The organism is Sphingomonas hengshuiensis, assembly GCF_000935025.1.
Lineage (GTDB): Bacteria > Pseudomonadota > Alphaproteobacteria > Sphingomonadales > Sphingomonadaceae > Sphingomonas > Sphingomonas hengshuiensis.
The window spans coordinates 4,345,507-4,371,456 of the sequence record NZ_CP010836.1 but is presented as its reverse complement, the minus strand read 5'-3'; the positions used below and the strand labels follow the sequence as shown (position 1 = coordinate 4,371,456).

Annotated in this window: 30 protein-coding genes; 18 read left to right on the top strand and 12 right to left on the bottom strand. The window is 68.1% G+C overall.

Annotated elements, in window-relative coordinates; genetic code table 11:
- The first annotated feature begins 1 nt into the window (after window position 1).
- Window positions 2–934: an IS110 family RNA-guided transposase gene (locus tag TS85_RS19870; RefSeq protein ID WP_044334526.1), complete on the top strand. Its 933-nt coding sequence runs from the start codon at window positions 2–4 to the stop codon at window positions 932–934.
- Between the two features lie 155 nt (window positions 935–1,089).
- Here TS85_RS19870 and TS85_RS19865 read toward each other — a convergent pair whose 3' ends face one another.
- Together TS85_RS19865 and mgtE are read right to left on the bottom strand one after the other, a co-directional pair.
- Window positions 1,090–1,488, bottom strand: coding sequence for a DUF1489 family protein (locus TS85_RS19865; RefSeq protein WP_044334524.1), 399 nt, complete (start codon window positions 1,486–1,488; stop codon window positions 1,090–1,092).
- Window positions 1,489–1,524: 36 nt separating this feature from the next.
- The gene (gene mgtE / locus TS85_RS19860) at window positions 1,525–2,928 is read right to left on the bottom strand and encodes a magnesium transporter (RefSeq protein WP_044334522.1); all 1,404 of its coding nucleotides are present in this window, start codon (window positions 2,926–2,928) and stop codon (window positions 1,525–1,527) included.
- A gap of 122 nt (window positions 2,929–3,050) precedes the next feature.
- Here mgtE and TS85_RS19855 point away from each other — a divergent pair, with 122 nt between their 5' ends.
- A complete protein-coding gene (locus tag TS85_RS19855) occupies window positions 3,051–3,488 on the top strand; it encodes a peptidylprolyl isomerase (protein ID WP_044334520.1) in 438 nt (145 codons plus the stop codon).
- Between the two features lie 203 nt (window positions 3,489–3,691).
- On the opposite strand, the gene TS85_RS19850 is transcribed toward TS85_RS19855, so the two are convergent.
- Window positions 3,692–4,582 (bottom strand): LysR substrate-binding domain-containing protein, encoded by an 891-nt coding sequence (locus TS85_RS19850; RefSeq protein ID WP_044334518.1) that lies wholly within the window; start codon window positions 4,580–4,582, stop codon window positions 3,692–3,694.
- A 295-nt stretch (window positions 4,583–4,877) separates the two neighbouring features.
- Between TS85_RS19850 and TS85_RS19845 the strand changes: the two genes are divergently transcribed.
- Window positions 4,878–7,166, top strand: a complete 2,289-nt coding sequence (locus TS85_RS19845) for a CDC48 family AAA ATPase (protein ID WP_044334516.1) — start codon at window positions 4,878–4,880, stop codon at window positions 7,164–7,166.
- On the opposite strand, the gene TS85_RS19840 is transcribed toward TS85_RS19845, so the two are convergent.
- On the bottom strand, window positions 7,117–8,379 hold the full coding sequence (locus TS85_RS19840; RefSeq protein ID WP_044336682.1) for an MFS transporter: 1,263 nt from the start codon (window positions 8,377–8,379) through the stop codon (window positions 7,117–7,119). The two genes, TS85_RS19845 and TS85_RS19840, sit on opposite strands and share 50 nt — an antisense overlap.
- Before the next feature lie 44 nt (window positions 8,380–8,423).
- Window positions 8,424–8,747, bottom strand: coding sequence for an antibiotic biosynthesis monooxygenase family protein (locus tag TS85_RS19835; RefSeq protein ID WP_044334514.1), 324 nt, complete (start codon window positions 8,745–8,747; stop codon window positions 8,424–8,426).
- Between the two features lie 53 nt (window positions 8,748–8,800).
- Here TS85_RS19835 and TS85_RS19830 point away from each other — a divergent pair, with 53 nt between their 5' ends.
- A complete protein-coding gene (locus TS85_RS19830) occupies window positions 8,801–9,550 on the top strand; it encodes a sulfite exporter TauE/SafE family protein (RefSeq protein ID WP_044334512.1) in 750 nt (249 codons plus the stop codon).
- Window positions 9,551–9,705: 155 nt separating this feature from the next.
- Here the strand turns inward: TS85_RS19830 and TS85_RS19825 are convergent, their stop codons facing one another.
- Window positions 9,706–10,641, bottom strand: a complete 936-nt coding sequence (locus TS85_RS19825) for a ribose-phosphate pyrophosphokinase (protein WP_044334511.1) — start codon at window positions 10,639–10,641, stop codon at window positions 9,706–9,708.
- 102 nt (window positions 10,642–10,743) lie between these two features.
- Between TS85_RS19825 and TS85_RS19820 the strand changes: the two genes are divergently transcribed.
- From TS85_RS19820 to TS85_RS19785, 8 genes are all read left to right on the top strand, one after another.
- Complete coding sequence (locus tag TS85_RS19820; RefSeq protein ID WP_044334510.1) at window positions 10,744–12,075, top strand: glutamate--tRNA ligase; 1,332 nt, start codon at window positions 10,744–10,746, stop codon at window positions 12,073–12,075.
- 78 nt (window positions 12,076–12,153) lie between these two features.
- The gene (locus TS85_RS19815; RefSeq protein WP_044334509.1) at window positions 12,154–12,819 is read left to right on the top strand and encodes an energy transducer TonB; all 666 of its coding nucleotides are present in this window, start codon (window positions 12,154–12,156) and stop codon (window positions 12,817–12,819) included.
- Window positions 12,820–12,874: 55 nt separating this feature from the next.
- Window positions 12,875–13,222, top strand: a complete 348-nt coding sequence (locus TS85_RS19810; protein WP_044334507.1) for a hypothetical protein — start codon at window positions 12,875–12,877, stop codon at window positions 13,220–13,222.
- A complete protein-coding gene (gene ribD, locus TS85_RS19805; protein ID WP_265102116.1) occupies window positions 13,219–14,163 on the top strand; it encodes a bifunctional diaminohydroxyphosphoribosylaminopyrimidine deaminase/5-amino-6-(5-phosphoribosylamino)uracil reductase RibD in 945 nt (314 codons plus the stop codon). Before TS85_RS19810 ends, ribD begins: the two co-directional genes overlap by 4 nt.
- Window positions 14,163–14,774 carry a riboflavin synthase gene (locus TS85_RS19800; protein ID WP_044334505.1) on the top strand — a complete coding sequence of 204 codons (612 nt, stop codon included), beginning with the start codon at window positions 14,163–14,165 and terminating at the stop codon, window positions 14,772–14,774. Before ribD ends, TS85_RS19800 begins: the two co-directional genes overlap by 1 nt.
- Complete coding sequence (ribB, locus tag TS85_RS19795; RefSeq protein WP_044334503.1) at window positions 14,761–15,894, top strand: 3,4-dihydroxy-2-butanone-4-phosphate synthase; 1,134 nt, start codon at window positions 14,761–14,763, stop codon at window positions 15,892–15,894. Before TS85_RS19800 ends, ribB begins: the two co-directional genes overlap by 14 nt.
- 4 nt (window positions 15,895–15,898) lie before the next feature.
- The gene (gene ribH, locus TS85_RS19790) at window positions 15,899–16,318 is read left to right on the top strand and encodes a 6,7-dimethyl-8-ribityllumazine synthase (protein ID WP_044334501.1); all 420 of its coding nucleotides are present in this window, start codon (window positions 15,899–15,901) and stop codon (window positions 16,316–16,318) included.
- A gap of 3 nt (window positions 16,319–16,321) precedes the next feature.
- On the top strand, window positions 16,322–16,780 hold the full coding sequence (locus TS85_RS19785) for a hypothetical protein (RefSeq protein ID WP_044334499.1): 459 nt from the start codon (window positions 16,322–16,324) through the stop codon (window positions 16,778–16,780).
- Here TS85_RS19785 and TS85_RS19780 read toward each other — a convergent pair.
- Window positions 16,753–17,838 (bottom strand): alkene reductase, encoded by a 1,086-nt coding sequence (locus TS85_RS19780; protein WP_044334497.1) that lies wholly within the window; start codon window positions 17,836–17,838, stop codon window positions 16,753–16,755. The two genes, TS85_RS19785 and TS85_RS19780, sit on opposite strands and share 28 nt — an antisense overlap.
- Before the next feature lie 53 nt (window positions 17,839–17,891).
- Here TS85_RS19780 and TS85_RS19775 point away from each other — a divergent pair, with 53 nt between their 5' ends.
- The 4 genes from TS85_RS19775 (at window position 17,892) to feoB (ending at window position 21,735) form a co-directional block, all read left to right on the top strand.
- The gene (locus TS85_RS19775; RefSeq protein WP_044334495.1) at window positions 17,892–18,836 is read left to right on the top strand and encodes a DMT family transporter; all 945 of its coding nucleotides are present in this window, start codon (window positions 17,892–17,894) and stop codon (window positions 18,834–18,836) included.
- 9 nt (window positions 18,837–18,845) lie between these two features.
- Entirely contained in the window at window positions 18,846–19,511 is a 666-nt protein-coding gene (locus TS85_RS19770; RefSeq protein ID WP_044334493.1) for a COQ9 family protein, read from the top strand.
- Between the two features lie 78 nt (window positions 19,512–19,589).
- A complete protein-coding gene (locus TS85_RS19765) occupies window positions 19,590–19,871 on the top strand; it encodes a FeoA family protein (RefSeq protein ID WP_044334491.1) in 282 nt (93 codons plus the stop codon).
- Window positions 19,872–19,875: 4 nt separating this feature from the next.
- Window positions 19,876–21,735: a ferrous iron transporter B gene (gene feoB / locus TS85_RS19760; protein ID WP_044334490.1), complete on the top strand. Its 1,860-nt coding sequence runs from the start codon at window positions 19,876–19,878 to the stop codon at window positions 21,733–21,735.
- Here the strand turns inward: feoB and TS85_RS24875 are convergent.
- Window positions 21,732–21,905: a DUF4169 family protein gene (locus tag TS85_RS24875; RefSeq protein ID WP_077228715.1), complete on the bottom strand. Its 174-nt coding sequence runs from the start codon at window positions 21,903–21,905 to the stop codon at window positions 21,732–21,734. The two genes, feoB and TS85_RS24875, sit on opposite strands and share 4 nt — an antisense overlap.
- A gap of 57 nt (window positions 21,906–21,962) precedes the next feature.
- On the opposite strand from TS85_RS24875, the gene ssb reads away from it, so the two are divergent.
- Together ssb and TS85_RS19750 are read left to right on the top strand one after the other, a co-directional pair.
- The gene (gene ssb / locus TS85_RS19755) at window positions 21,963–22,502 is read left to right on the top strand and encodes a single-stranded DNA-binding protein (RefSeq protein ID WP_044334489.1); all 540 of its coding nucleotides are present in this window, start codon (window positions 21,963–21,965) and stop codon (window positions 22,500–22,502) included.
- A 173-nt stretch (window positions 22,503–22,675) separates the two neighbouring features.
- The gene (locus TS85_RS19750; RefSeq protein WP_227698548.1) at window positions 22,676–22,954 is read left to right on the top strand and encodes a hypothetical protein; all 279 of its coding nucleotides are present in this window, start codon (window positions 22,676–22,678) and stop codon (window positions 22,952–22,954) included.
- Here the strand turns inward: TS85_RS19750 and TS85_RS19745 are convergent.
- The 4 genes from TS85_RS19745 to metX are packed head-to-tail and all read right to left on the bottom strand — an operon-like array spanning window position 22,951 to window position 25,934.
- Window positions 22,951–23,805, bottom strand: a complete 855-nt coding sequence (locus TS85_RS19745; protein ID WP_044334486.1) for a pirin family protein — start codon at window positions 23,803–23,805, stop codon at window positions 22,951–22,953. The two genes, TS85_RS19750 and TS85_RS19745, sit on opposite strands and share 4 nt — an antisense overlap.
- 1 nt (window position 23,806) lies before the next feature.
- Window positions 23,807–24,394, bottom strand: a complete 588-nt coding sequence (metW, locus tag TS85_RS19740) for a methionine biosynthesis protein MetW (RefSeq protein WP_044334484.1) — start codon at window positions 24,392–24,394, stop codon at window positions 23,807–23,809.
- The gene (locus TS85_RS19735; protein ID WP_044334482.1) at window positions 24,391–24,813 is read right to left on the bottom strand and encodes a GNAT family N-acetyltransferase; all 423 of its coding nucleotides are present in this window, start codon (window positions 24,811–24,813) and stop codon (window positions 24,391–24,393) included. The genes metW and TS85_RS19735 overlap by 4 nt, the downstream gene beginning before the upstream one ends.
- Entirely contained in the window at window positions 24,810–25,934 is a 1,125-nt protein-coding gene (gene metX / locus TS85_RS19730) for a homoserine O-acetyltransferase MetX (protein ID WP_044334480.1), read from the bottom strand. The genes TS85_RS19735 and metX overlap by 4 nt, the downstream gene beginning before the upstream one ends.
- Between the last annotated feature and the right edge of the window lie 16 nt (window positions 25,935–25,950).

Here is a 25,950-nt window from a genome sequence, read left to right as displayed (position 1 = left end):
GATGACCATGACGTATGTGGGTATCGATGTTTCGAAGGATCGCCTGGACGTCCATGTCTCGCCCGCGGGCGAGGCCTGGACGGTCGGGCGCGATGCCGAGGGTCTGGAGACGCTGGTCGCGCGACTGGGCGCGTCGGCCCCGTTGTGCATCGGGCTGGAGGCGACCGGCGGCTATGAGACAGTGGTGGCTGCCGCGCTGGGGGCCGCAGGCTTGCCGGTGGCGGTGATCAATCCCGCGCAGATCCGTCACTTTGCGCGCGCGATGGGCAAACGCGCCAAGACTGACCCGATCGATGCGGCAGTGATTGCGCGCTTTGTCGAGGCGACGCGCCCGCCGCCGCGCGCACTGGCGGATACCGAGACGCGCGCGCTGGCCGACCTGGTGGCGCGGCGCCGGCAGATCATCGCGATGATGGTGAGCGAGCGCCAGCGGCTGCGGCGCGCAACGCTTTTGCCGCTGCGCAAAAGCATCGAGCGCCTGCTGGCTGCGCTGCAAAAGGAACTGTCCGACCTCGAACGGACGATCGACGAGGCCGTGCGGGGCTCGCCCTTGTGGCGCGATCAGGAAGCGCTGCTGACCTCGATCCCAGGCGTCGGCCCGACCACCGCCCGCACGCTGCTCGCCGAACTGCCCGAACTCGGCCAGCTCGGACGCCGCCAGATCAGCGCGCTCGCCGGCGTCGCGCCCTGGACCCGCCAGTCCGGCCAATGGCGCGGAAAGGCCATGATCGGCGGAGGACGCCCCACCGTTCGCTCGGCCCTCTTCATGGCCGCACTCGTCGCCAGTCGCTACAATCCCGTGCTCCAGGCGCTCTATCAGCGCCTCGTTGCCAGCGGAAAACCCAAAAAGGTCGCCCTGATCGCCCTCGCCCGCCGCCTGCTCACCTTCGCAAACGCCATCCTGAGGAGCAAATCCCCATGGCTCGCCGCTTGACGCCAAAGACAGTCGCTGAACTTGTTTCAGCATCCAACCCTCAGCGCGCATTTCCGTCGCTTGTTGCGCCATGGATGCTGAAACAAGTTCAGCATGACGGCGGTAATAGGGGAGCATACGCATCCATATGCGATAGCCCTCCCTGCGCAGGGGACCTACAACAGCCCCATCGCCGCCAGCTCGCCGAGCATCGCGCTCGGCATCTCGGCAATCCCCGCGCCTGCATCGTCGAGGTCCGGCGGGGCGTCGGCGCCTTCCAGATAACGCCAGCCCTGATGCGCCCGCTTGGGGCGCGCCTGGACGAGGATCAGCCGCGGCTCGAGATGGATCGCGATTCGGTTGCCCTCCGCCTCGCCGAAGCCGAGGATCGGCGAGCGCCCGATCAGCTGGTGCTTGAGGATCCAGAACAGCGATCCCCCCGCAATCTCGTCGGCGCGCTTGGGCAGATAGCGCGTGGTCAGCGCCATGCCGGTCGCGGCGCGCGCCTCCAGCCGCTCGCGGAGGAAATCGACGCTGTCGCAGGCAAAGGCGACCTTGGTGAGATGGAGCGGCACGCGCCTGATCTGGCCCCGCGCCGCCTCGCGTTCAAGTCACCCGCCGATGCCGACCAACGTCGCGAGCCCGAGGAACGACAGGAATCCCATCACGTCGGTCATCATCGTCACGAACACCGCCGACGACACCGCCGGATCGATCCGCAACCGGTCGAGCGTCACCGGGATCAGCACCCCTGCGAGACCTGCGATCAGATTGTTGATCACCATCGCCGCGGCGATCACCAGTGCCAGCGCCGGGATGCCATAGATCAGCATCGTGCCGGTGCCGATCGCTATCCCCAGCGTCGCGCCATTGGCGGCGGCGATACGGAACTCGCGGAAAATCATCCGCAGCGTGTTCGATTCGGTAAGCTGGTTGGTCGCCAGCGCGCGCACCACCACTGCCAGCGTCTGGGTGCCGGCATTGCCGCCCATGCCGGAGACGATCGGCATCAGCACCGCGAGCAGCGCGAACTTGGCGATCTCGCCCTGGAACAGCCCGACCACCGATGCCGCCAGCATCGCGGTGCCGAGGTTGACGAACAGCCAGGTCAGCCGGGTGCGCACGGTCAGCAGCACCGGCTCGTTAATGTCGCCCTCGCCCGCGCCCGACAGGCGGAGGATGTCCTCGCCCGCCTCTTCGGAAATGATGTGGACCACGTCGTCCACCGTGATCATCCCGACCAGCCGCCCGCCGCTGTCGACCACCGCGGCGGAGATCAGCGCGTATTTCTGGAAGCGCAGCGCGACTTCCTCCTGGTCCATGTCGGCGGGGATCAGCGTCTGCTCGCGCTTCATCACGTCGCTGACCGACACGGCGCGCGGGCTGCGCAGGATCCAGGAGAGCATGCAGGTGCCGACCGGACGGTGCGCCGGATCGACGACGAAGATTTCCCAAAAGTCGGTGGTCAGTTCCTCGTCGGCGCGCAGGTAATCGAGCACATTGCCCACGGTCCAATGCTCGGGCACCGCGATCATCTCGCGCTGCATCAGCCGGCCCGCGGTCTCCTCGGGATAGCTCAGCGCCTCCTCGATCGCGGCACGGTCATCGGGGTCGAGCGCGCGCAACACCTCGCGCTGGTCCTCGAAATCCATGTCCTCGATGATCGCGACGGCGTCGTCGGTATCGAGTTCGGCCGCGATGTTCGCGACCTGGTGCGGCTCGAGTGCGTCGACCAGCGCCTCGCGGACCCAGTCGTTCATCTCCGCCAGCACGTCGCCGTCGATCAGGTCGGAGATCGCGGCGGCCAGCGCCGGGCGCAGCTCGGCCGGAGTCAGCTCGACCAGGTCGGCGATGTCGGCGGGGTGGAGCGGCGCGACGCGCGCGCGCGCGGCCTCGGCATCGCCTGCCGCGACGGCCTCCAGCACCGCGCTGACGAATTCGGGCTTGAGCCGGTCGTCCTCGTCCAGCTCGCTCTCGGGCGCGGGCGTGTCTTCGTGGAGTTCGGTGTCGCTCATCGTCCGATCTCCCTGATCTGATCGCCCCTGCCGCTGCCACCGTCGCCGCCGATTTGCAACTCCCTCGCAGGACGCCTAGGGGGCGAGAAAATCAGAGGAGTCTCATCGTGTCCCACCCCACTATGCTCACCATGACGCTCGAATCGGGCGAAGTGCAGATCAAGCTGCGCGCCGATCTCGCGCCCAACCATGTCGAGCGCATCGCCAAGCTGTCGAATGACGGCTTTTACGACGGCGTGGTGTTCCACCGCGTGATCGACGGCTTCATGGCGCAGGGCGGCGATCCCACCGGCACCGGCACCAGCGGCTCGAAGGAGCCCAACCTCGCCGCCGAATTCAGCGGCGAGCCGCATGTCCGCGGCGTGTGCTCGATGGCGCGCACGATGGACCCGAACAGCGCCAATTCGCAGTTCTTCATCTGCCTCGACGACGCGACGTTCCTCGATCGCCAATATACGGTGTGGGGCGAAGTCGTGTCGGGCATGGAGCATGTCGACGCGCTCCCCAAGGGCGAGCCGCCTCGCGCGCCGGGCAAGATCGTGTCGATGCGCGCCGAGTAACGGCGCCAGCACAAGGTTTTGATTCTCACACAAAGCCACGAAGTCACGAAGAGTAAGTTTTCCTTACTTCGTGCCTTTGTGGCTTTGTGTGATGTAAATTTAAGAAGAATATTCCGCGCAAAGACGCAAAGATAGAAGAATGCGGGCGGCAGCCTGTTTCTATCTTCTTAGCGCCTTTGCGTCTTTGCGCGAAAAAACCTTCTCTATTCCTTCTCCGCGCCCAGCGCGTCGATCAGCCAGTCGTGGAACAGTCGTACCGGCCGCTGCGCCAGCGCGCGCGGGCGGCACACGAACCAATAGCTGTAATGGCTCTCCACCGTCAGGTCGAACAGCTGGACGAGCCGATCGTCGCGCGCCGCTTCGAAATGCGATTCGAGCATGAACGCCACGCCCAGCCCCTGCGCGGCGGCCTCCAGCATCAAATTGCCCGAGTCGAAATGGTCGACCGCCAGCGGCTCCAGGTCGGGGAATCCCGCCGCCGCGCGCCACGCCGTGAACGTCTCGGGCATGTCGCGATGGACCAAAGCGGTGAGCCGCGACAATTGCTCGGGCCGCACCACCGGATCGGGCCCCTCCCGCAGCGCGCGCGCGCCGATGACATGGACGCGGTTGCGGTCCAGCCGGCGCGCATAGAGCCCCGGATCGATGTCGCGCGCGATCACGATCGCCGCGTCGAGCCCGTCGCCCAGCCGCGCCACGCCATGCCCGGCGGTGTCGACATCGAGGTGGAGCTGCGGGTGGCGGCGCTTGAGTTCGGGCAGCTTGGGCAACAGCCGCTGCGTCGCGAACAGCGGCAGCACGCCCAGCCGCAGCCTTAGCCGCTCGCCGCCGCTGGTCATCGCCTCGACGGCGTCGGTCATCGAATCGAGCGCGGGCGCGATTCGCGCGAGCAGCACTTCGCCATCGGCGTTGAGCCGCAGCGCCTGGTGCCGGCGTTCGAACAACGGCTTGGCGATGAATCGCTCGAGCGACTGGACACGCCGGCTGAGCGCGGGTGAGGACAGCGCAAGCTCCTCGGCGGCGGCCTTGATCGACCCGAGCCGCGCCACCTGGACAAATGCTTCAATGGCAGTGAGGGGAGGGAGCCTTCGCATCGTCTTTCTTGTGCACTGCGGCAAGGCGCTTTGCGAGCCGCTTCGGCCCGCAAATGACATCCTCGCCTCTGCACCCAGTATCGTTACGGATGGAACCGATTGCAACCCGTGCAATCACTTTACGTATTTTTCGCACTTGCACAAATCTACGCCGCACTGCACATAGAGCAGGCCTTTCAGGCATCCTCTCCTAAACCTTTCCCGGCGGGCCCCAGTGGCCCGCCTTTTTTTTGCCCCTCGCGGCACCCGATCGGCGTTCCTATGTTCCCGGCTTAAGGCGTTTAGGGAATTTTGAATGGCCGACACCGAAGCGCAGGTGCGCAAGCTGCAAGTCGCGAATTCGCGGCCCGAGGACAGCGGGCGCGGGCTCGCGCATATCCCGCGCGCGCTGATGGGCGCGCTGGGCATCACCGAAGGCGATGTGATCGAGATCATGGGCAAGCGCGCGACTCCCGCGCGCGCAGTGCTGCCCTATGCCGAAGACGAGGGGCTCGAACTGCTGCGAATCGACGGGCTTCAGCGCGCCAATGCCGGCGTAGGCTCGGGCGATTTCGTCGAGGTCCGCCGCGCCCAGTCCAAACCCGCGACTCGCGTGGTGTTCGCCCCCGCGCAGGAGCATCTCCGCCTCCAGGGATCGGCCACCGCGCTCCAGCGCACCTTTTACGGCCGCCCGCTGGTCCAGGGCGACGTCGTCGCGACTGCGGGGCACCAGCGCGTCGTCGATCCCAATATCCAGCGCTTCGTCAACGCGCCCGCCTATGCGCTCCAGGAAATCCGCCTCGCAGTGGTCTCGGCGGCGCCCAAGGGCATCGTCCATATCGACGAGAATACCGAGGTCGAGCTGCGTACCGAATATGAAAAGGCAGGCGACAGCCGCCGCGCCGACGTCACCTATGACGATATCGGCGGCATGGCCGGAACGATCGACCAGCTCCGCGAGATGGTCGAGCTGCCGCTGCGCTATCCCGAATTGTTCCAGCGGCTGGGCGTCGATCCGCCCAAGGGGGTGTTGCTCCATGGCCCGCCCGGCACCGGCAAGACGCGCCTCGCCCGCGCCGTCGCCAATGAAAGCGATGCCAATTTCCACCTGATCAACGGGCCGGAGATCATGGGATCGGCCTATGGCGAGTCGGAAAAGCGGCTGCGCGAGGTGTTCGAGGCGGCGGCCAAGGATGCGCCGTCGATCGTGTTCATCGACGAAATCGATTCGATCGCGCCCAAGCGCGACCAGGTCTCGGGCGAGGCCGAGAAGCGGCTCGTCGCGCAATTGCTTACGCTGATGGACGGGCTGGAGGCGCGCGCGAACATCGTCGTCATCGCCGCCACGAATCGCCCCGAGGCGATCGACGAGGCGCTGCGGCGGCCGGGCCGGTTCGACCGCGAGATCGTGGTCGGCGTCCCCGACGATCGCGGACGCCGCGAGATTCTCGGCATCCACACCCGCGGCATGCCGCTGTCGGACGATGTCGATCTGCAGGAACTGGCGCGCACCACCTATGGCTTTGTCGGCGCCGATCTCGCGGCATTGACGCGCGAGGCGGCGATCGAGGCGGTGCGGCGGCTGATGCCGAAGCTCAACCTTGAGGATCGCAGCATCCCGCCCGAAGTGCTCGACACGCTGTCGGTCACCCGCGACGATTTCCTCGAGGCGATCAAGCGCGTCCAGCCCTCGGCGATGCGCGAAGTCATGGTCCAGGCGCCACAGGTCCGCTGGGAGGATGTCGGCGGGCTCGACGATGCCCAGATGCGGCTCAAGGAAGGCGTCGAGCTGCCGCTCAAGGACCCCGACGCGTTCCGCCGGCTTGGCATCCGCCCGGCCAAGGGCTTCCTGCTCTATGGCCCGCCCGGCACCGGCAAGACGCTGCTCGCAAAGGCCGTCGCGCGCGAGGCGGAGGCCAATTTCATCGCCACCAAGTCCAGCGACCTGCTGTCCAAATGGTATGGCGAGAGCGAGCAACAGATCGCCCGGCTGTTCGCCCGTGCGCGCCAGGTGGCGCCGTGCGTGATCTTCATCGACGAGCTCGATTCGCTGGTCCCGGCGCGCGGCGGCGGGATGGGCGAGCCCCAGGCGACCGAGCGCGTGGTCAACACCATCCTGTCGGAAATGGACGGGCTGGAGGAGCTGCAATCGGTGATCGTGATCGGCGCGACCAATCGCCCGAACCTGATCGACCCGGCGCTGCTGCGTCCCGGTCGCTTCGACGAGCTGATCTATGTCGGCGTCCCCGATCAGGCGGGGCGCGAACGCATCCTGCGTATCCAGACCGAGAAGATGCCGCTCGCGGGCGACGTCAGCATCGCGGTGCTGGCCGAGCGGACGGTGCGCTTCACCGGCGCCGATCTCGAGGATGTCGTGCGCCGCGCGGGGCTCGTCGCGCTGCGCGAATCGCTGGCGACTCGCGAAGTCACGATGGCGCATTTCGAAGCCGCGCTGAAGGAATCGCGCGCCACCGTCACGCCCGAGATGGAGGCCGAATATCAGGCGATGTCGGGCCGGCTCAAACAGGATGCGATGGCGATCCAGCCGATCGGCTTCATCGCGCCGGGGATGCTCCAGTCGCGGGGGACGAAGGTCGTAGACTGAACCAGGCATAGCCGAGCAGGCAGGCGAGTCCGGCGGCCGCAGCCAGATAGGGCAGCGGCCGCCACAGTTCGTACAGCCCGACGCCGATCGACGGCCCCAGCACGAACGCGGCGCCGTTGATCGACGTCACCTTGCCCGCGACCGATCCCTGCCCCTCTGCACCGACCGCCAGCGACGATCCGGCGGTGAAGCCGGGCCGCGCGAACCCGAAGCCGAGCGAGGCGAGCGCATAGCCCGTCGCGATGCCGTATAGCGAGGTCGCGCTGCCCGTCGCGACACAGCCCAGCGCGCCGACCGCGACCCCGACGATCACCAGCGCGCGCGGCTTGAGGTCGAGCAGCGGGATCAGCCCCCATTGCGCCAGCAGCGCTGCGCCCGCGCCCATCATCAGCACCAGCCCGGTGGGTTGCAGCGCGTCCATCGGCGACACGCCGAGCCGGTCGATCACCAGGAATCCGATCGCCTGCCCCGTCATCGCCTGGGCATGGCCGATCACAAGCCCGACGATGATCCACGCCCGGATGCGTTTGTCGAAAAATCCCACCCGCTGCGACTGGTCGCCGACGGTCGCCGTGACGCTGGCGCCGGTGCCCTGCCCGCCGATCGAGGGATAGCCGACCGCGCCGCCATGCGTGTGGCTCTCATCCTGCGGAAGCAGCCGCAGCACGGCGACCAGGATGATCAGCCCGAACAGCGCGGCGAAGAAGGCGGGGCCGGCCAGCCCGATCTCCGGCCCACCCGGCCACAGGTCGCCCAGCACCAGATAGGGCGCGAGCGCGGGCCCCAGGATCGTGCCCAGCCCAAAGGCGGAGGCGATCAGCGTCAGCGCGCGGGTACGCTCGTCGCGGCTGGTGCGTCCGGCGACCAGCGCCTGCACCGCCGGCGGCGCGGCGGCGCCGAAAATGCCATAGATCATGCGGGCGAGGATGAAGGCGATGAAGGTCGCCACCGGCGCCAGCACGCCGTTGATCCCCAGCACCAGGAACAGCCCGCACAGCAGCAGCGACAGCGTGAAGCCCGCCACGCCCAGCAGCACCATCGCGCGGTGGCCATAGCGGTCCGATCGATTGGCCCAATAGGGCGCGGCGACCACCCATAGCAGCGCCGAGACCGAGAATACCGCCGCGACCGCGCTGTCCGCGACGCCCAGCGACCGGCCCAGCGCGGGCAGCACCGATTGCAGCGCCGTGTTCCCCGCCGCGATCGCCAGCATCACGGTGAACAGCAAGGCGAAGGTACGGTCGAACCCGCGGGCGGTCACGGCGCCGCCCAGTCATAGCTGCGCCCGATCGTCGCGACATGGAGCCGATACCAAAGATACCAGCGCGCGCGTCCGGCATCGCGGATCGCGGCATGTTCGGGATGCTCGCGCCACGCCACGGCGCTGGCCTCGTCCGCCCAATAGCTGACCGTGATTCCCACGCCATCCGCGCCGCGCACCGAATCGACTCCGCGATACCCCGGCTGGCGCGCGGCGAGCGCGTCCATCGCCGCGGCGGCGGCGGCATAGCCGGCATCGTCCTCCGTCGTCCGCGCGGCGACGAAGATCACGGCGATGCCCCCGGTGCGCGCATTCCCCATCGCCTATCGATAGGCAGTTTGGCGCGTGCCGCAAACCCGCTACGGCGCGGGGCATGATTTCCGACTGGCATTTCTATGCGCTCGCCATCCCCGCGGTGATCCTGCTCGGGCTGTCCAAGGGCGGGTTTGCGGGAATGGGCGCGCTGTCGCTGCCGATGCTGGCTTTTGCAGTCGATCCGGTGCGTGCCGCGGCGATCCTGCTCCCGATCCTGATCGCGCAGGATGCCGTGGGGGTATGGGCGTTCCGCCGCAGCGTCGACTGGCGGCTGATCGGCTGGATGCTGCCGGGGTCGCTGCTCGGCATCTGGCTGGGCTATGCCTTTGCCGCGTCGGTGTCGCCGGTGGGGGTGATGGCGGCGGTGGGGCTGGTCTCGATCCTGTTCGGCGCGCACCGGCTATGGGTGGCGCGGCATCCGGCGCCGCGCGTTGCCGGGCGCTGGCCCGAATGGATGGGGTCGGTGTTCGGGCTGGTATCGGGTTTCACCAGCCAGATCGCGCATGCCGGCGCGCCGCCGTTCCAGCTCTGGGTGCTGCCGCGCAATTTGCCGCGCGACGTGCTGGTGGGCACGACGGCGCTCTATTTCGCGGCGACTAACTGGCTGAAAGTGCCTGCTTATTTCGCACTTGGCCAGTTCACTCGCGCCAATCTGCTCACCGCCGCCGCGCTGCTCCCGCTCGCGCTCGGATCGACGCTGGCGGGCGTCTGGCTGGTGCGCCGCGTCGCGCCCGAGCGCTTCTACACGGCGATCTACTGGCTGATGATCGCCGTGGGGGTGGCGCTGCTGTGGGAAGCGGTGGCGTGAGCGGGTGGCTTCCACGGTAGATCTGGCAATGTAGGATTTCGCGTGCTGTGGTCGCCGACATGGCCGGCACCCGCACCCTTTCCACGCGCCCGAGTCGCGGCCCGGCGCGACCCCGTCGGACCCTAAACTTCCTAAACTTAGCCGCGCCGCGCGGCTCAGTCGAACAGGCTGGAGACCGAGCTTTCGTCGGCGATCCGGCGCACCGCCTCGGCCAGCAGCGGCGCGATCGTCAGGTGGCGGATCTTTGCGCTGGCGGCGATGATCGCGTGGTTGCCGATCGAATCGGTGATCACCAGCTCGCGCAGCGCCGACCCGTCGACGCGCGCCACCGCCCCGCCCGACAGCACGCCGTGGGTGCAATAGGCGATGACGTCCTCCGCCCCCGCCGCCTTGAGCGCGGCGGCGGCGTTGCAGAGCGTCCCCGCCGAATCGACGATATCGTCGATCAGGATGCAGAACCGCCCCTCGACCTGGCCGATGATGTTCATCACTTCGGATTCGCCGGGCCGCTCGCGGCGCTTGTCGACGATCGCCAGCGGGGCATTGTCGAGTCGCTTGGCGAGCGATCGGGCGCGCACCACGCCGCCGACGTCGGGCGACACCACCATCCACTGCTTGTCGGGAAAGCGCGTGCGGATGTCGGCGGACATCACCGGGGCGCCGTACAGATTGTCGGTCGGAATATCGAAAAAGCCCTGGATCTGCCCGGCATGGAGATCGACCGACAGCACGCGGTCGGCACCCGCCACGGTGATCAGATTGGCGACCAGCTTGGCCGAGATCGGAGTGCGGGGCCCTGGCTTCCGGTCCTGGCGGGCATAGCCGAAATAGGGGAGCACCGCGGTGATCCGCTTGGCCGATGCGCGCTTGAGCGCGTCGACCATGATCAGCAGCTCCATCAGATTGTCGTTGACCGGGAAGCTGGTCGACTGGACCACGAACACGTCCTCGCCGCGGACATTGTCCAGCACCTCGACGAAGATCTCCTCGTCGGCGAAGCGGCGGACATTCGCCTGGGTCAGGGGGATCTCCAGATAATCGGCGATCGCCTTGGCGAGCGGCATGTTCGAATTGCCGGCCAGTAGTTTCATGCGCGTGTCCCGTCGCTGATGCTGTTTTGGGTCCCTTAGAGGGGTGTGGCGCGAAGGCAAAGGGGCATTGCCGCCCCCGCCCGCCGGGCTTAGGTCCCGGCCATGACCGTCATCACCCGCTTCGCCCCCAGCCCCACCGGCACGCTGCACGTCGGCAATATCCGAACGGCGCTGCATAACTGGCTGTTCGCACGGGCCAATGGCGGACGGTTCCTGCTGCGGATCGACGATACCGACGGCGCGCGCTCGGAGGAGCGGTTCGTCGAATCGATCCGCGCCGATCTGGCGTGGCTGGGGCTGGTTCCCGATGGCGAGGAACGCCAGTCGGCGCGATTCGATCGCTATGAGGCGGTTTTCGAGCAACTGGTCGCGAAGCGCTGGATCTATCCCGCCTATGAAACCCCCGACGAGCTGGAACTGCGCCGCAAGGTGCTGCTTGGGCGCGGGCTGCCGCCAATCTACGAGCGGACGGCGCTTACACTCACCGATGCGGAGCGCGCCGCGTTCGAAGCCGAGGGGCGCCGCCCGCATTGGCGCTTCCACCTCGATCACGTGCCGATCGTGTGGGAGGACCTGATTCGCGGCCCCCAGCGTTTCGATGCGACGACGATGAGTGATCCCGTCATTCGCCGCGCGGACGGGTCGTGGCTGTATCTGCTGCCCAGCGTGATCGACGATGTCGACATGGGTATTACCCATGTGGTGCGGGGCGAGGATCACGTATCGAACACCGCGCTCCAGCTTCAGATGTTCCAGGCGATGGGCGCCGCGCCCCCCGACTTCGCGCATGAAGCGCTGCTGACCGGCGCCGAGGGCAAGCTGTCGAAACGCCTCGGCGCGCTCGGCGTCGGGCATTTCCGCGAGGCGGGGATCGAGCCGCAGGCGCTGGTCGCGCTGCTCGCCCGCATCGGCACCAGCGCCCCGGTCGAGCCCTTTGCCGACCCAGCGCCGCTGATCGCCGGATTCGATTTCGCCCAGTTCGGCCGCGCCCCGGCGCGCTTCGACGAGGCTGAGCTGGCCGCGCTGAGCAGCCGCATCGTCCACCAGCTTGGCTTCGCGCAGGTTGCCGAGCGGCTGCCCGTCGGAATGGGCGACGCGGCGTGGGACGCGATCCGCCCCAACCTGACCACTGTCGCCGAGGCGGCGGACTGGTGGCAGGTGATCGAAGGCCCCGTCACGCCCCCCGAACTGGCCGAGGAGGATCGCGGCTTCGTGGCGCAGGCGGCACAGCTCGCCGAGTCGCTCGATTGGAGCGGCGATCCGTGGCGCGCGCTCACCGCCGCGCTCAAGGATGCCAGCGGGCGCAAGGGGCGCGCGCTGTTCCTGCCGCTGCGACTCGCGCTTACCGGACGCGAACATGGCCCCGACATGGCGGCGCTGCTGCCGCTGATCGGCGCAGAGCGCGCCTCGGCGCGGCTCCGCGCGGCGGCTTGACCGCGCCGCTTTACGTCGCGTGCGTAACGTTGTATCATTACCTTTCCGGCTCGACCGGTTAGGAGAGGAGTGCAAGCCATGTACGCCGACACCCGCTATACCGCCCCCAAATCGCGCACCGTCAGCCTGGGCGCTGCGCTCGCCATCAACGGCGCGATCCTCGCCGGGCTGATCTACTCGGTGCCCGACATACTGAAGCCCAAGCCCCCGACCACTCTGATCGTGGACAACGTTCCCTTGCCTCTCGACCCGCCCGAGGTGAAGAAGGAGCCGCCCAAGGCCCAGCAGCCGACGACACCCGATCCCACGCCCTATATCCCCAAGCCCCAGATCGAGACGTTCCGCGACCCGATTATCGCCGGCACCGACGCCCTGCCCACCGATCCGCCGGCTGCCGGGCGCGATCTGCCAACCGGGCCTACTACCGTCCTCGACCCGCCGCCGCCGCTGCCGCCGCTGGTCAATTCGGCGCAGGACCCGCGCTACCTCAAGGACTTCCAGCCCGCCTATCCCGCCGCCGAACTGCGCGCCGAGCGCAACGGCACCGTCAGCGTCCGCGTGCTGATCGGCACCGACGGGCGGGTGAAGGACGTGCGCGAGCTTGCCGCGACCAGCCCCGCCTTCTTCGAGGCGACCCGGCGCCAGGCGCTGGCCAAATGGCGCTTCAAGCCCGCGACGCGCGGCGGCGTGCCGGAGGAGAGCTGGAAGGTGATGAACGTCCGCTTCGAGCTGGAGAATCAGTGAGTCGCCCGGCGCGGGGGTTTGCCTTCGGCCCCCGCGTCCTTATCTTGGGCGCCAGATGAGCCTTCTCAAGAATATCTCGCCCCTTCGCGCGATCCGTGACCTGCGCGTCTTCCTTGCGCAGCGAAAGCCCTATGAGCTGTGGTTCATGATGCTGTCGATGGTGCTGACCTTCACCGTCATCGTGGTGTTCATCAAGGATTCGAACATCCCGGTCCCGTATAAGCGCAACATCATCTACGCCGAAAGCTGGCCGCTGACCCGCACCGACGACGAGATTCGCGCCCAGCAGAAGATCGACCAGGTCAAGAAGCACGCCGCCGAGGCCGAGATGGAAAAGCGCCGGAAACAGCGCCAGGAAGAATTCAAGCGCGTCGACGACAGCCTGAAAAAGTGGGGCATCTGAACCACGCCCGCTGGATGGCGGCCGCGCTGGCGCTGTCGCAGCGCGGGCGGGGGCGTACTGCGCCCAATCCCAATGTCGGCTGCGTGATCGTCGCCGATGGCCGCGTCGTCGGGCGCGGCTGGACCCAGCCCGGCGGGCGCCCCCATGCCGAGGCGATGGCGCTGGCCCAGGCGGGCGACCGGGCGCGCGGCGCCACCTGCTACGTCACGCTCGAACCCTGCGCGCATGACTCTGCGCGCGGCCCGGCCTGTGCCGACCTGTTGATCGCCGCCGGCGTGGGACAGGTGGTGGTGGCGATCGGCGACCCCGACCCGCGCACCGACGGGCTCGGCATCGCCCGGCTGCGCGATGCCGGCATCGCGGTGGAGCCGGGCGTTCTCGCGGAGCAGGCGCGCGGGGCGATGGCGGGCTTCCTCACGCGCCGCGCACAGGGCCGCCCCTTTGTGACGCTCAAGCTGGCGACTTCGCTCGACGGGCGCATCGCCCTGCCCTCGGGCGAAAGCCGCTGGATCACGGGCCCCCAGGCGCGCGCCCACGCCCATCTCGAGCGTGCGCGTAACGAGGCGATCCTCGTCGGGCGCGGTACATGGGAGATCGATCGCCCCACCCTCGACGTGCGGCTGCCGGGGCTGGAGGCGCGCTCGCCCCGCGTGCTGGTCCTGTCCTCTTCGGGGACGTTGCGGCGCCCCGATGACATCGCCGCGCTGGAGAATGTCGATCACCTGCTTGTCGAGGGCGGAGCCGAAACCGCCGCCGCCTTCGTCCGCGCCGGGCTGGTCGACCGGCTGCTGCTCTATCGTGCGCCGATCCTGCTCGGCGCGGGCAAGCCGGCGCTCGGCGACCTCGGGCTCGTGTCGCTGGCGAGCGCGCATGGGCGGTGGCGGCTGTCAGACACACAGATGCTTGGCAGCGACCGCGTCGAGGTCTACGCGGCCAACTGATGTTTACCGGAATCATCACCGATGTCGGCACGATCGATGCCGTCGAGCGCCAGGGCGACCTGCGCGTGCGCGTGTCCACTGCCTATGAGGTCGAATCGATCGACCTGGGCGCCTCGATCGCCTGTTCGGGCGTATGCCTGACCGTGGTCGACAAAGCGCCGGGCTGGGTCGCGTTCGACGTGTCGGGCGAGACTGTGTCGCGCACCGCGCGCGACCAGTGGACGCAAGGGCGCCGGATCAACCTCGAACGCGCGCTGCGGCTGGGCGACGAGCTGGGCGGACATATCGTCACGGGCCATGTCGACGGTGTCGGCACCGTGCTGGGCATCTGTCCCGAGGGCGATTCGCGCCGCATCGGCATATCGGTGCCCGCCGCGCTGGCCCCCTATCTTGCGGCCAAGGGATCGATCACTGTCGACGGCGTTTCGCTGACGGTCAACGAAGTCGCCGACCAGCCCGACGGCAGCACCCATTTCGCGCTCAACATCATCCCGCATACCGCCGCAGTGACGACGCTTGGCGGATTGTCCGCCGGCGACGCCGTCAATCTCGAGATCGACGTGCTGGCCCGCTATTTACAGCGCATGGAGGCGCTTCGTGCAAAAGGTTGAACTCGCCCGTTTGAAGCATGGCTTCCTCTCGACGCCCGAGGAGCTGATCGACGAGGCGCGCAATGGCCGGATGTTCATCCTGGTCGATGACGAGGATCGCGAGAACGAAGGCGACCTCGTGATCCCGGCGCAGATGGCGACGCCGGACGCAATCAACTTCATGGCGCGCTATGGCCGCGGGCTGATCTGCCTCGCGCTCACGCCGTCGCGCGTCGAGACGCTGGGGCTGGAGCCGATGACCCGCGCCAACGGCACCCGCCACGGCACGGCGTTCACCGTCTCGATCGAGGCGAAGGAAGGCGTGTCGACGGGCATCTCCGCCGCGGACCGCGCGCGCACCGTCGCGGTGGCGATCGATTCGGCGAACGGCGCAGATTCGCTGGTCTCCCCCGGCCATGTCTTCCCGCTGATCGCGCGCGAAGGCGGCGTGCTGGTCCGCGCGGGTCATACCGAGGCGGCGGTCGACGTCGCGCGGCTGGCCGGGCTCAATCCGTCGGGCGTGATCTGCGAGATCATGAAGGACGACGGCACGATGGCGCGGCTCGACGACCTGGTGTCGTTCGCGCAATATCATAACCTCAAGATCGGCACGATCCGCGACCTGATCGCCTATCGCCGCCGCCACGATCATCTCGTCGAGAAGCGTGCCGAGGCGCGGTTCGTCAGCGAATGGGGCGGCGACTGGACCGCCGTCACCTTTTGGAACAAGGCGACCGGCAGCGAGCAGGTTGCGCTGGTCAAGGGCAAGGTCGATCCCGCCAAGCCGACGCTGGTCCGGATGCACGCGCTGTCGCCGTTCAGCGACCTGTTCGGCGAAGGCGGCGATCGCGGCGGGCTGTTGCGGCGGTCGATGGAAATCATCGCGCGCGAAGGCGCGGGGGTGATCGTCGTCATCAACAAGCGGCGCGAGGACCATTTCACGCTCGCGCTCCAGGTGCGCGCCGGGATGGTCGAGCAGAAGGACATGGACGAACTGCGCGATTACGGCGTCGGCGCGACGATCCTGACCGAGCTGGGCGTCCACGACATGATCCTGCTGACCAACACCCACCACACCCTTGTCGGACTCGACGGCTATGGCCTGTCGATCGTCGGCGAACGCCCGATCGACGGAGACTGACACCATGGCCCGGATTCTTGTGGTCGAGGCGCGCTTCTATGCGCATCTGAACGATCTCCTGCTCCAGGGTGCCCGCGCGGCGCTCGAGGAAGCGGGGCACGAAGTCGAGGTCGTCACCGTCCCGGGCGCGCTGGAGATTCCGGGCGCGATTTCGCTCGCGGTCGATTCGGACGCATTCGACGCCTATGTCGCGCTTGGCGTGGTGATCCGCGGCGAAACCTATCATTTCGAGATCGTCGCGGGCGAAAGCGCACGCGGGCTGATGGCGCTGGCGCTGGACGGCGTGGCCATAGGCAACGGCATCCTGACAGTCGAGAATGAGGAACAGGCGCTGGTCCGCGCCCGCCCCGACCAGAAGGACAAGGGCGGCGAGGCGGCCAGGGCGGCGCTGGCGATGCTCGCGCTCGCCGAACGCTTTAGCTGACCGATGCGGCCGCCGCCGACTCGCTACAAGGTGGTCGAGCGCGGGCGGCGGCTGGAGGTGATCGACACCTGGTCCGGCGCGGTGGCGACGCCACCAATGGCCGAGACCCGCGAACGCCGGGGCAGGACCGACCGGGCACCCGCGCCCGCTCCCTCCCGACCCGCGGCTACGGCGCCGGCGGATTCGCGCGACACCTTGTTCACGACCCAGCCTTGGTATGACGATAAGGCGCCGCGCGCGATTCGCGAAAGCTATGCCAACAAGGCGCGTGTCCAGAAATTCACCCAGATCGCAGCGTTCGCGGTCGCGGTGACGCTCGGGCTCAGCGTGGTGTTATGGCCCTGGGTGCCGCTGCTGCTGGTGCCGCTGTTCTTCGCCGACGAGTCGCGGCGCCGGCTACGCGCCGCCGCGACTCGCTGGATCGACACGCTCGATCAGGCCGTGCCGCCGAGCGCCGGATAGTCGGTATAGCCCTCGGCGCCGCGGCTGTAGAAGGTTGCGACATCGGGGCTGTTGAGCGCCGCGCCGGTGCGGAGCCGCTCGACCAGGTCGGGATTGGCGATGAACGGCCGCCCGAACGCAATCGCATCGGCATTGCCCGAATCGAGTTCGGCCTGTGCCGTCTCGGCATGATAATCCTGGTTGAGCACCAGCGGGCCGGTGAACACCTTGCGGATCGCGGGCGATACGCGCGGCTGGTCGGTGCGCCCGAACGTCCCCTCGGGGCCCTGTTCGCGCAGTTCGAGGAACGCGATCCCCTGGTCCGAGAGGAACTGCGCCGCGGGCACGAACACCGCTTCGGGGTCCTCGTCGGTCACGCCCTGCGAATCGCCATTGGGCGAAAAGCGCACCGCGGTCCGCCCCGCGCCCGCCTCGGCAATCAGCCGCGAGGCCGCCTCGCGCAGCAGCCGCCCGCGATTCTCGGGGCTGCCGCCATAGTCGTCGTCGCGCTGGTTGGCGCCGGCGCGCAGGAACTGGTCGATCAGATAGCCATTGGCCGCATGAAGCTGCACCCCGTCGAACCCGGCGCGGAGCGCGTTGCGCGTTGCCAGCGTATAGTCGTCGAGCACGCGGGCGATATCGTCCTTCGTCGCGGCGCGGGCCTGGGCATAGTCCTGCTTGCCGGCATAGGTGTGCGCCTGGCCCGGCGCGGTCGTTGCGGAGGAGGAGAGCGGCGCCGCGCCGTCGAGGAAATCGGGATGGACGATCCGGCCCATATGCCACAGCTGCGCGAAGATGCGCCCGCCCGCCTTGTGGACCGCCTCGACGACCGGCTTCCATCCCTCCACCTGCGCCTCGGTCCACAGCCCCGGCGCATAGGGCCAGCCCAGCCCCTCGCGGCTGATCCCCGTCGCCTCGGACAGGATCAGCCCGGCCGAGGCGCGCTGCGCATAATAATCGGCCATGATCGCCACGGGGACATGCTCGCGCGTCGACCGGCCGCGGGTCAGCGGCGCCATCAGGATGCGGTTCGGGGCGGCGACGGCACCCAGCTGGATCGGATCGAACAGGCTCGGCATCGGCAAAAGGTCCTTTGACTGTGACGACTGGAGATAGGGCGCTACAGGGCGCCATGCACGAGTCCGCTTCGCCAAGGAAAACTATCGCCCCGCCAAGCGCCCTGCCAGGCGCGGCCCCGATCGTGGCGCTGGTCGCCGCGATCGTCGCCAATGTCGCGCTGGCCTTCGGGCCGCTGTTCGTGCGGATGGCCGATGTCGGGCCGGTGGCATCGGGCTTCTGGCGGCTGGCGCTGGCGACGCCGCTGCTGCTCTTCGCCGCGCTGGCGATGGGCGAGCGGCCGCTGCGCTCGGCGCGGGGGCATTGGCCGCTGCTGATCGTGGCCGGGCTCGCCTTCGCCGCCGATCTGGCGAGCTGGCATGTCGGCATCGTCCGCACGACGCTCGCCAATTCGACGCTGTTCGGCAATTCGGCGACTTTGATCTACCCGATCTACGGGTTCCTCGTCGCGCGGATGTGGCCGTCGCGTCCGCAGGCGGCGGCGCTGCTGCTCGCGGCGATCGGCGGCGCGCTGTTGCTCGGGCGCTCGGCCGAATTGTCGCCGCGCCATCTGGCCGGCGACCTGTTCTGCCTGTTCGCCGGCTTGCTCTACGCCGTCTATTTCATCTGCATGGCGCGCGTGCGCACCGCGATGACGCCGCTGCCGGCGCTGGCGCTGTCGTCGTTCGCGACGATCCCGGCGCTGCTGGTCCTCGCCCTCGCGCTGGGCGAGCGCGTGGTGCCGGGCGATTGGTTGCCGCTGCTCGGGCTCGCGCTGTTCAGCCAGGTCATCGGCCAGGGCTGCATGATCTATGCGCTCGGGCATTTGTCGCCGCTGGTGGTCGGGATCACGCTGCTGATCCAGCCGGTGGTCGCCGCGATCGTGGGATGGATCGCCTATGCCGAGCGGCTGACGTTGCCCGATCTGGTCGGGGCGGTGCTGGTCGCGGCGGCGCTGGTCCTCGTCCGCGCGGGGCATCGCAGCGCGCCGACGCTTGGCACTCGCGGGGCAAGCGCCTAGATCGGGCACATGACCCCAGCTCTCGCAGACGCCACGCTCGACGAACTCCGCCTCGCGCTTGCGCCGCAGATCGCGGCCAATGCCGCATTCGACGGCTGGAATGCCCAGGCGCTGGATGCCACCGCAGACGGCATGGGGATCGCGCGCGACATCGCCCGGCTCGCCTTTTCGGGCGGCGCGGCGGTCGAGATGATCGATGCCTGGTTCGCCAGCATCGACGCCGAGATGGCCGAGCGGCTGCCCCCGGAGACGCTGGCGGCGATGAAGATTCGCCAGCGGACCACGGCGCTGGTCGAGGCGCGGCTCGCGATCGCCGCGCCGAATCGCGAGGCACTGCGCCGTGCCGTCGCGATCCTCGCGATGCCGCAAAATGCGCGGCGCGCGCTGCGGCTCGGCTGGCGGTCGGCGGATGCGATGTGGCGCCTCGCGGGCGACACCGCGACCGATTACAACCATTATACCAAGCGCGCGCTGCTCGGCAGCATCTATGCCGCGACGATTGCAGTGTTCCTGAACGACGAGAGCGAGGATTGGGCCGATACGCGCGGCTTTCTCGCGCGCCGGATCGACGGGATCATGGCGTTCGAAAAGGCCAAGTCGGGCTTTCTTGCGCGCACCCAGAATCGCCCGAGCCTGTCGCGTTTCGTCGGTCGGCTGCGCTATCCGGTGGTGTGACGGCATCGGCGGGTCGCGTAGCTTTACCTAGCCAAGGGGGCTGGCGCTGCGCGGTGGTTATTGATAATCACTCGCAGCATGAACGCTGTCGCGACGTCCACCCCTCTTACGCTTGCCAGGGTGCCTCGTGCCCATATCGCGTGGGTCACCGATGTCGAATGGCACGCGCTGACTCCACCCGAGGCACGGCGGCTGCGCGAGCTAGGGCTCGACGAAGGTGTCGAGGTCGAGATGCTCCACCGCTCCGGATTGCTCGGTGGCGGCCCGGTTGCGTGCCGCATCGGGCGGATGACCGTCGCGCTGCGTCGGCATGTCGCCGCCGCGATCCGCGTGCGCACCGCCCCCGCCGACGCCGGCTGACGCGATGAACGCTGCACCACTGGTTGCGCTGGTCGGCAACCCCAATGCCGGCAAGAGCGCGCTGTTCAACGCGCTGACCGGCGCGCGCCAGAAAGTCGGCAATTATCCCGGCGTTACGGTCGAGCGTCACTCGGGCCGGATGGCGCTGCCCGACGGTCGCCCGGTCGAGCTGATCGATCTGCCCGGCACCTATAGCCTCGATCCGTCGAGCCCCGATGAACAGGTCACGCGCGACGTGCTGGTCGGGCGCCAGGCGGGCGAGCGGCTGCCCGATGCGATCATCAGCGTGATCGATGCGTCGAACCTCGACAACCATCTGCGCTTCACGCTCCAGCTGATCGCGCTGGGGCTGCCGATCATCGTCGCGCTCAACATGGTCGACCTCGCCGAGCGCGACGGGCTGACGCTCGATGCCGACGCGCTTGCCCGCGAACTGGGCGTGCCCGTGGTCTCGACGGTCGCGGTCCGCCGCCGCGGGATCGACGATCTGAAGGCCCGGCTGGGCGAAGCGGTGCGCTCGCTGCCGCACAAGGTCCGTGCGGGCGAGGGCGTGCCGCACGACATCGTCGTGCTCCAGCGCCGCGCCCGCCAGATCGCCACCGCAGTCACCGTTTCGGAGACCGCCGCGCGCCGCTGGACCCATCGTCTCGATTCGATCGCGCTCCACCCGGTGGCGGGGCCGATCATCCTCCTGTCGCTGATGTTCGTCATGTTCCAGGCGGTGTTCGCCTGGTCCGAAGCGCCGGTCGGCTGGATCGAATCGGGGATGGCGCTGCTCGCCGAGGGTGTCGGGGACCTGTTGCCCCAGGGCTTCCTGCGCTCGCTGCTGCTCGACGGCGTGATTGCCGGGGTCGGCGCGGTGGTGGTGTTCCTGCCGCAGATTCTGATCCTGTTCGCCTTCATCCTCGTGCTGGAGGCGAGCGGGTATATGGTCCGCGCTGCCTTCCTGATGGACCGGGTGATGGCCGGGGTCGGCCTGTCGGGTCGCGCCTTCATCCCGCTGCTGTCCAGCTTCGCCTGCGCGGTGCCGGGGATCATGGCGACGCGTACCATTTCGGACGAGAAGGACCGGCTGACGACGATCCTGATCGCGCCGCTGATGACGTGTTCGGCGCGGCTGCCGGTCTATACGATCATCATCGGGGCGCTGATCCCCGATCGCGCGGTGCTGCCCGGGATCGGGCTTCAGGGGCTGGTGCTGTTCTCGCTCTATATCCTGGGCATCGCCGGTGCGTTCGGCGCGGCGCTCGTCCTGCGCAGCACCGTGACCAAGGGCGCGACCAGCGGCTTCATGATGGAGATGCCGAAGTACCAGATGCCGCGGCTGGGCGACGTCGCTCTGGGGCTGTGGCAGCGCGCGGCGATCTTCCTCAAGCGCGCCGGCACGATCATCCTGGTGACGACGGTCGTGCTCTGGGCGCTGCTGAGCTTCCCCAAGCCGCCCGAGGGCAGCGGGATTTCGCGCGTCGACTATTCGATCGCGGGGCGGATCGGCAACGGGCTCCAGACGATCGTCGCGCCGATCGGCTTCAACCGTGACATCGCACTGGCGCTGATCCCGGCAATGGCCGCGCGCGAAGTCGCGGTGGCGGCGATCGGCACCGTCTATGCGGTCGATAATCCCGACGATGCGTCGGGCGAGGCGACGATCCGCGACAATCTGCGCACCCATTGGACGCTGCCGACCGCGCTGGCGTTCCTGATGTGGTTCGTGTTCGCGCCGCAATGCATCTCGACGATCGCGGTGACCCGGCGCGAGACCAATGGCTGGAAATGGCCCGCCTTCATGGTCGGCTATCTGTTCGCGCTCGCCTATGTCGCGGCGGGGATCACCTATTGGAGCGCAGTGGGGCTCGGCCTCTAATCCCGCTTCGCGTCGTCGAGCAGCTTTTGCGCCCGCGCGCGTTCGGCGTCTTCGGCGGCGCGCTCGGCCTTTGACCGGCCAAAGCGCGCGCGGTTGGCGTCGGCCTGTGTCGCCGCCGCCGCTTTCGCTCTCGCTTTTCTTGCTTTGTTCAGGTTAATGATCTCAGCCATGGGCTTTCCTGTAGCGCTGTGATGATCGCGCGCTCAATCGATTTACTGGAGTTTCGAATGGCCGGCAGCGTCAACAAGGTTATCCTCGTCGGGAATCTGGGCCGCGATCCCGAATCGCGCAGTTTCCAGAACGGCGGCAAGGTGGTCGAACTGCGCATCGCCACGTCCGAAAGCTGGAAGGACCGCAATTCGGGCGAGCGCAAGGAGCGCACCGAATGGCACACGGTGAAGGTCTTCAACGACGGCCTCGCCACCGTCGCCGAGAAATATCTGCGCAAGGGCAGCAAGGTCTATATCGAGGGCGCGCTCCAGACGCGCAAATGGCAGGACCAGCAGGGTAACGACCGTTACTCGACCGAAATCGTGCTCCAGGGTTTCAACAGCGTGCTGACGATGCTCGACGGCGCGCCGGGCCAGGGTGGCGCACGCGGCGGTGGTGCCAGTGCCGGCGGCGGCGAAGACTGGGGCGGCGGCGGCGACGAGTTCGCAGGCCAGTCCTCGAGCCGCGGCGGCGGCAATTTCAACAGCGGCGGCGGGCGCAGCAGCGCGCCTGCAGGCGGCTTCCCCGACGATCTCGACGACGACGTGCCGTTCTGATCGCGGTCCGCCTCGCCGCGCTTCTCGCGCCGCTGCTGCTTGTCGGCTGCGGCGGCGGGCCGTCGTCGGACACGGTCGAAGACCCGACCGCGCAGAACGTCGCCGCGGCGGCCGCCAACGGCATTTCCGCATCGGTCGCGGCGGGGACCGATTGCAGCAACAAGCCCGATTTCGTGCCCCTCTATGCCGATGCGCAGGTCACCAGCTGCATTTCGGGGCCGGACGGGCTTCCGAACCATGTCTCGGGGACGATCGTCTACACCACCGCGGCCACGCCAAAGGCAGTGCTGGGCTGGTCGCGCAGCCAGATCGACGCATCGGGCCTCGCGCATCGTTCGCTGTCCGAGAACAAGTATGAAGCCGGGGAGGAACGCCGGCGCAGCATCATGGTCGTGGTCGACAGCTATCAGGGCCGCACCCGGGTGACGCTCAACTGGGGCCGCGGGATCTAACCCCGAACGATCTCCGCGACGCCGAATATGCCCGCCTGGTAATCGGCATAGGCCTGGTGGATTTCGGCTACGCTGTTCATCACGAACGGGCCGTGCGCCACCACCGGCTCGTCGATCGGCTCGGCATGGCCGAACAGGAACAGCGCCGGTTCGTGCGCTTCAATCGTGACGGCATCGCCCTCGCCCAGTTCGGCGAGCGTGAACGCCGGGACAAGCGTCCCGCCGACCTCGATCGCCCCGCGCGCGCCGTACAGGAACACGTCACGCCCGCGCAGCCCCTCAAAGGTAACGCGCCCACCGGCAGCGATTTCCACCCAGCTCAGGAATACCCCGGTCAGCGACTCGATCGCGCCGGCCTCGCCGCGATACGCGCCCGAGACCAGATGCACCGTCGCGCCCTCGCCCGGAATCGCCCGAATCGCATCGGCCTGCACCCCCACATAGCGCGGCGCGCACATCTTCAGCCGCGCGGGCAGGTTCACCCAGAGCTGGAGGATCTCCAGCGGCCCGCCCGTCCGCTTGAAGCCATCCGGGGAGATTTCGGCATGGACCAGTCCGCTGCCCGCGGTCATCCACTGGACCCCGCCCTCGCGGATGATGCTCTCATGCCCCGCCGAATCGGTATGCGCCAGCTCGCCCTCAAGGATGAAGGTCACCGTCTCGAACCCGCGATGCGGGTGCGGGCCGAAGGGCAGGCCGCGATTGTGCGGGGGATAGGTTTGCGGCCCGTGATGGTTGAGGAACAGGAACGCCCCCACCCGGTCGAGCCCCGGCCCCGGCACCGGGCGGCGCGTCACCAGGTCGCCGATATCGTCGCGATAGGCCGAATGCAGGCGCTGGACGGGTCGCATCTTATCTCCGCAACAGGAACACGGCGTGCTCAGCGAACAGATTGGCCATCGCCGATCCGGTCCGCTGGTCCCCCGACAGGAACCAATAGCCCTCGACGATGATCCCGCGTTCCTTCAGCAGCGCCCGGAAATCGTCGACCGTCACATGGTGGATGTTCGGCGTGGCATACCATTTGAGCGGCAGCAGCCGGGTGACCGGCATCCGCCCCCCCACCAGCAGCGACGCGCGTACCCGCCAATGCGCGAAGTTCGGGAAGGAAACGAACGCGCGCTCGCCGATCCGCAGCAATTGTTCGAGCACCCAGTCGGGCCGCCGCGTCGTCTGGAGCGTCTGGCTGAGGATCGCATAGTCGAAGCTGGCATCGGGATAGTCGGGCAGGTCGGTATCGGCATCGCCCTGGATCACCGGCAGCCCCTTGGCCATCGCCTCGGCGACGTCGCCCGCATCCAGCTCCAGCCCGCGCGCATCGCAATTGCGCTGGTCGCGCAGCGCCGCCATCAGCTCGCCATTGCCGCAGCCGACATCGAGCACGCGGCTGCCCGGCGCGACATTGGCGGCGATGATCGCAAGGTCGGGGCGCAGGCTCATGCGGTGTACAGGTCCACGAAATGGCGCTCCATGCAGCGTTCGGGATGCGGGATCGGCGTCCAGCCCAGCTTGGCATAGAGCGGCTGCATGTCGCGCGTGAAGAGCAACCAGCGCCGCAGCCCCTGAAGCTCGGGATGCCCCTGCAACCCCTCGATCATCCGCCGCGCCAGGCCCTGCCCGCGATGCGCAGGGAGTACGAACACATCGGCGAGATAGGCGAAGGTCGCGCGATCGGTGATCAGCCGGGCAAAGCCGACCTGCTCGCCCTCGCCATCGAACATGCCCGCGCAGAACGACCCCGCAATCGCCCGCTCGACCACGTCGCGCGGGATGCCCACCGACCAATAGGCGCCGCTGAGGAAGGCGTGGATCAGGTCGAGTTGCTGCTCGGCGCGCTCGAAAGAAAGCCGATAGGTCACCGCGTTTCTCCCGCGCGCAGGAATCCGCCCATCACCCGGTCCAGTTCGGGGCTTTCGAGCAGGAAGGCGTCGTGCCCGAACGGCGAGCGCAGCTCGACGAAGCTCGCGGGCGCGCCCGCTGCGTTCAGGGCATGGACGATGCTGCGCGATTCGCTGGTCGGATAGAGCCAGTCGGTGTCGAAGCTGACGAGGCAGAAGCGCGTCGGGCTGCCGCGAAAGGCGGTGGCGAGCATCCCGCCATGCTCCTCCGCAAGATCGAAATAGTCGAGCGCGCGGGTGATGTAGAGATAGCTATTGGCGTCGAACCGATCGACGAAACTCAGCCCCTGGTGGCGCAGATAGCTCTCGACCTGGAAATCGGCGTCGAAGCCGAAGGTCTTGGCATCGCGCGCCTGGAGCTTGCGGCCGAATTTCGCCGTCAGCCCCGCTTCGGACAAATAGGTGATGTGCGCCGCCATCCGCGCCACCGCCAGCCCTGAGGTCGGGGGATCGTTGTCCGCATAATAATCGCCCCCGCGCCAGCGCGGATCGGCCATGATCGCCTGGCGCCCGACTTCGTGGAACGCGATATTCTGCGCCGAATGCCGCGCGGCGGAGGCGATGATGACTGCGGAGGCGACGCGATCCGGGAAGGTCGCGGTCCAACTCAGCGCCTGCATCCCCCCCATCGATCCGCCGACGATCGCGAACAGCCGCTCGATGCCGAGATGGTCGAGCAGCATCGCCTGCGCGCGCACCATGTCGCGGATCGTGATGACCGGGAATGCCATCGCCCAGGGCTTGCCGGTCGCGGGGTTGATGCTCGCCGGTCCCGACGATCCCATGCAACTGCCCAGCACATTGGCGCAGATCACGAAATAGCGGTTCGTGTCGATCGGCTTGCCGGGCCCGACCATCCGCGCCCACCAGCCGGGCTTTCCCGTTACCGGATGGTTCGACGCGAGATGATGGTCGCCGGTCAGCGCGTGGGTGACCAGAATCGCATTGCCCGCATCGGGCGCCAGCGTCCCATAGGTTTCATAGGCGATGTCCACCGGCGACAGCAGAACGCCGCCGTCGAGCCTGAGCGGCCCCGGCAACGTCGCCACGCGGGCAAGACCGAAGCGCTGATCGTCGGACATGCGCCGTCGTTACGGG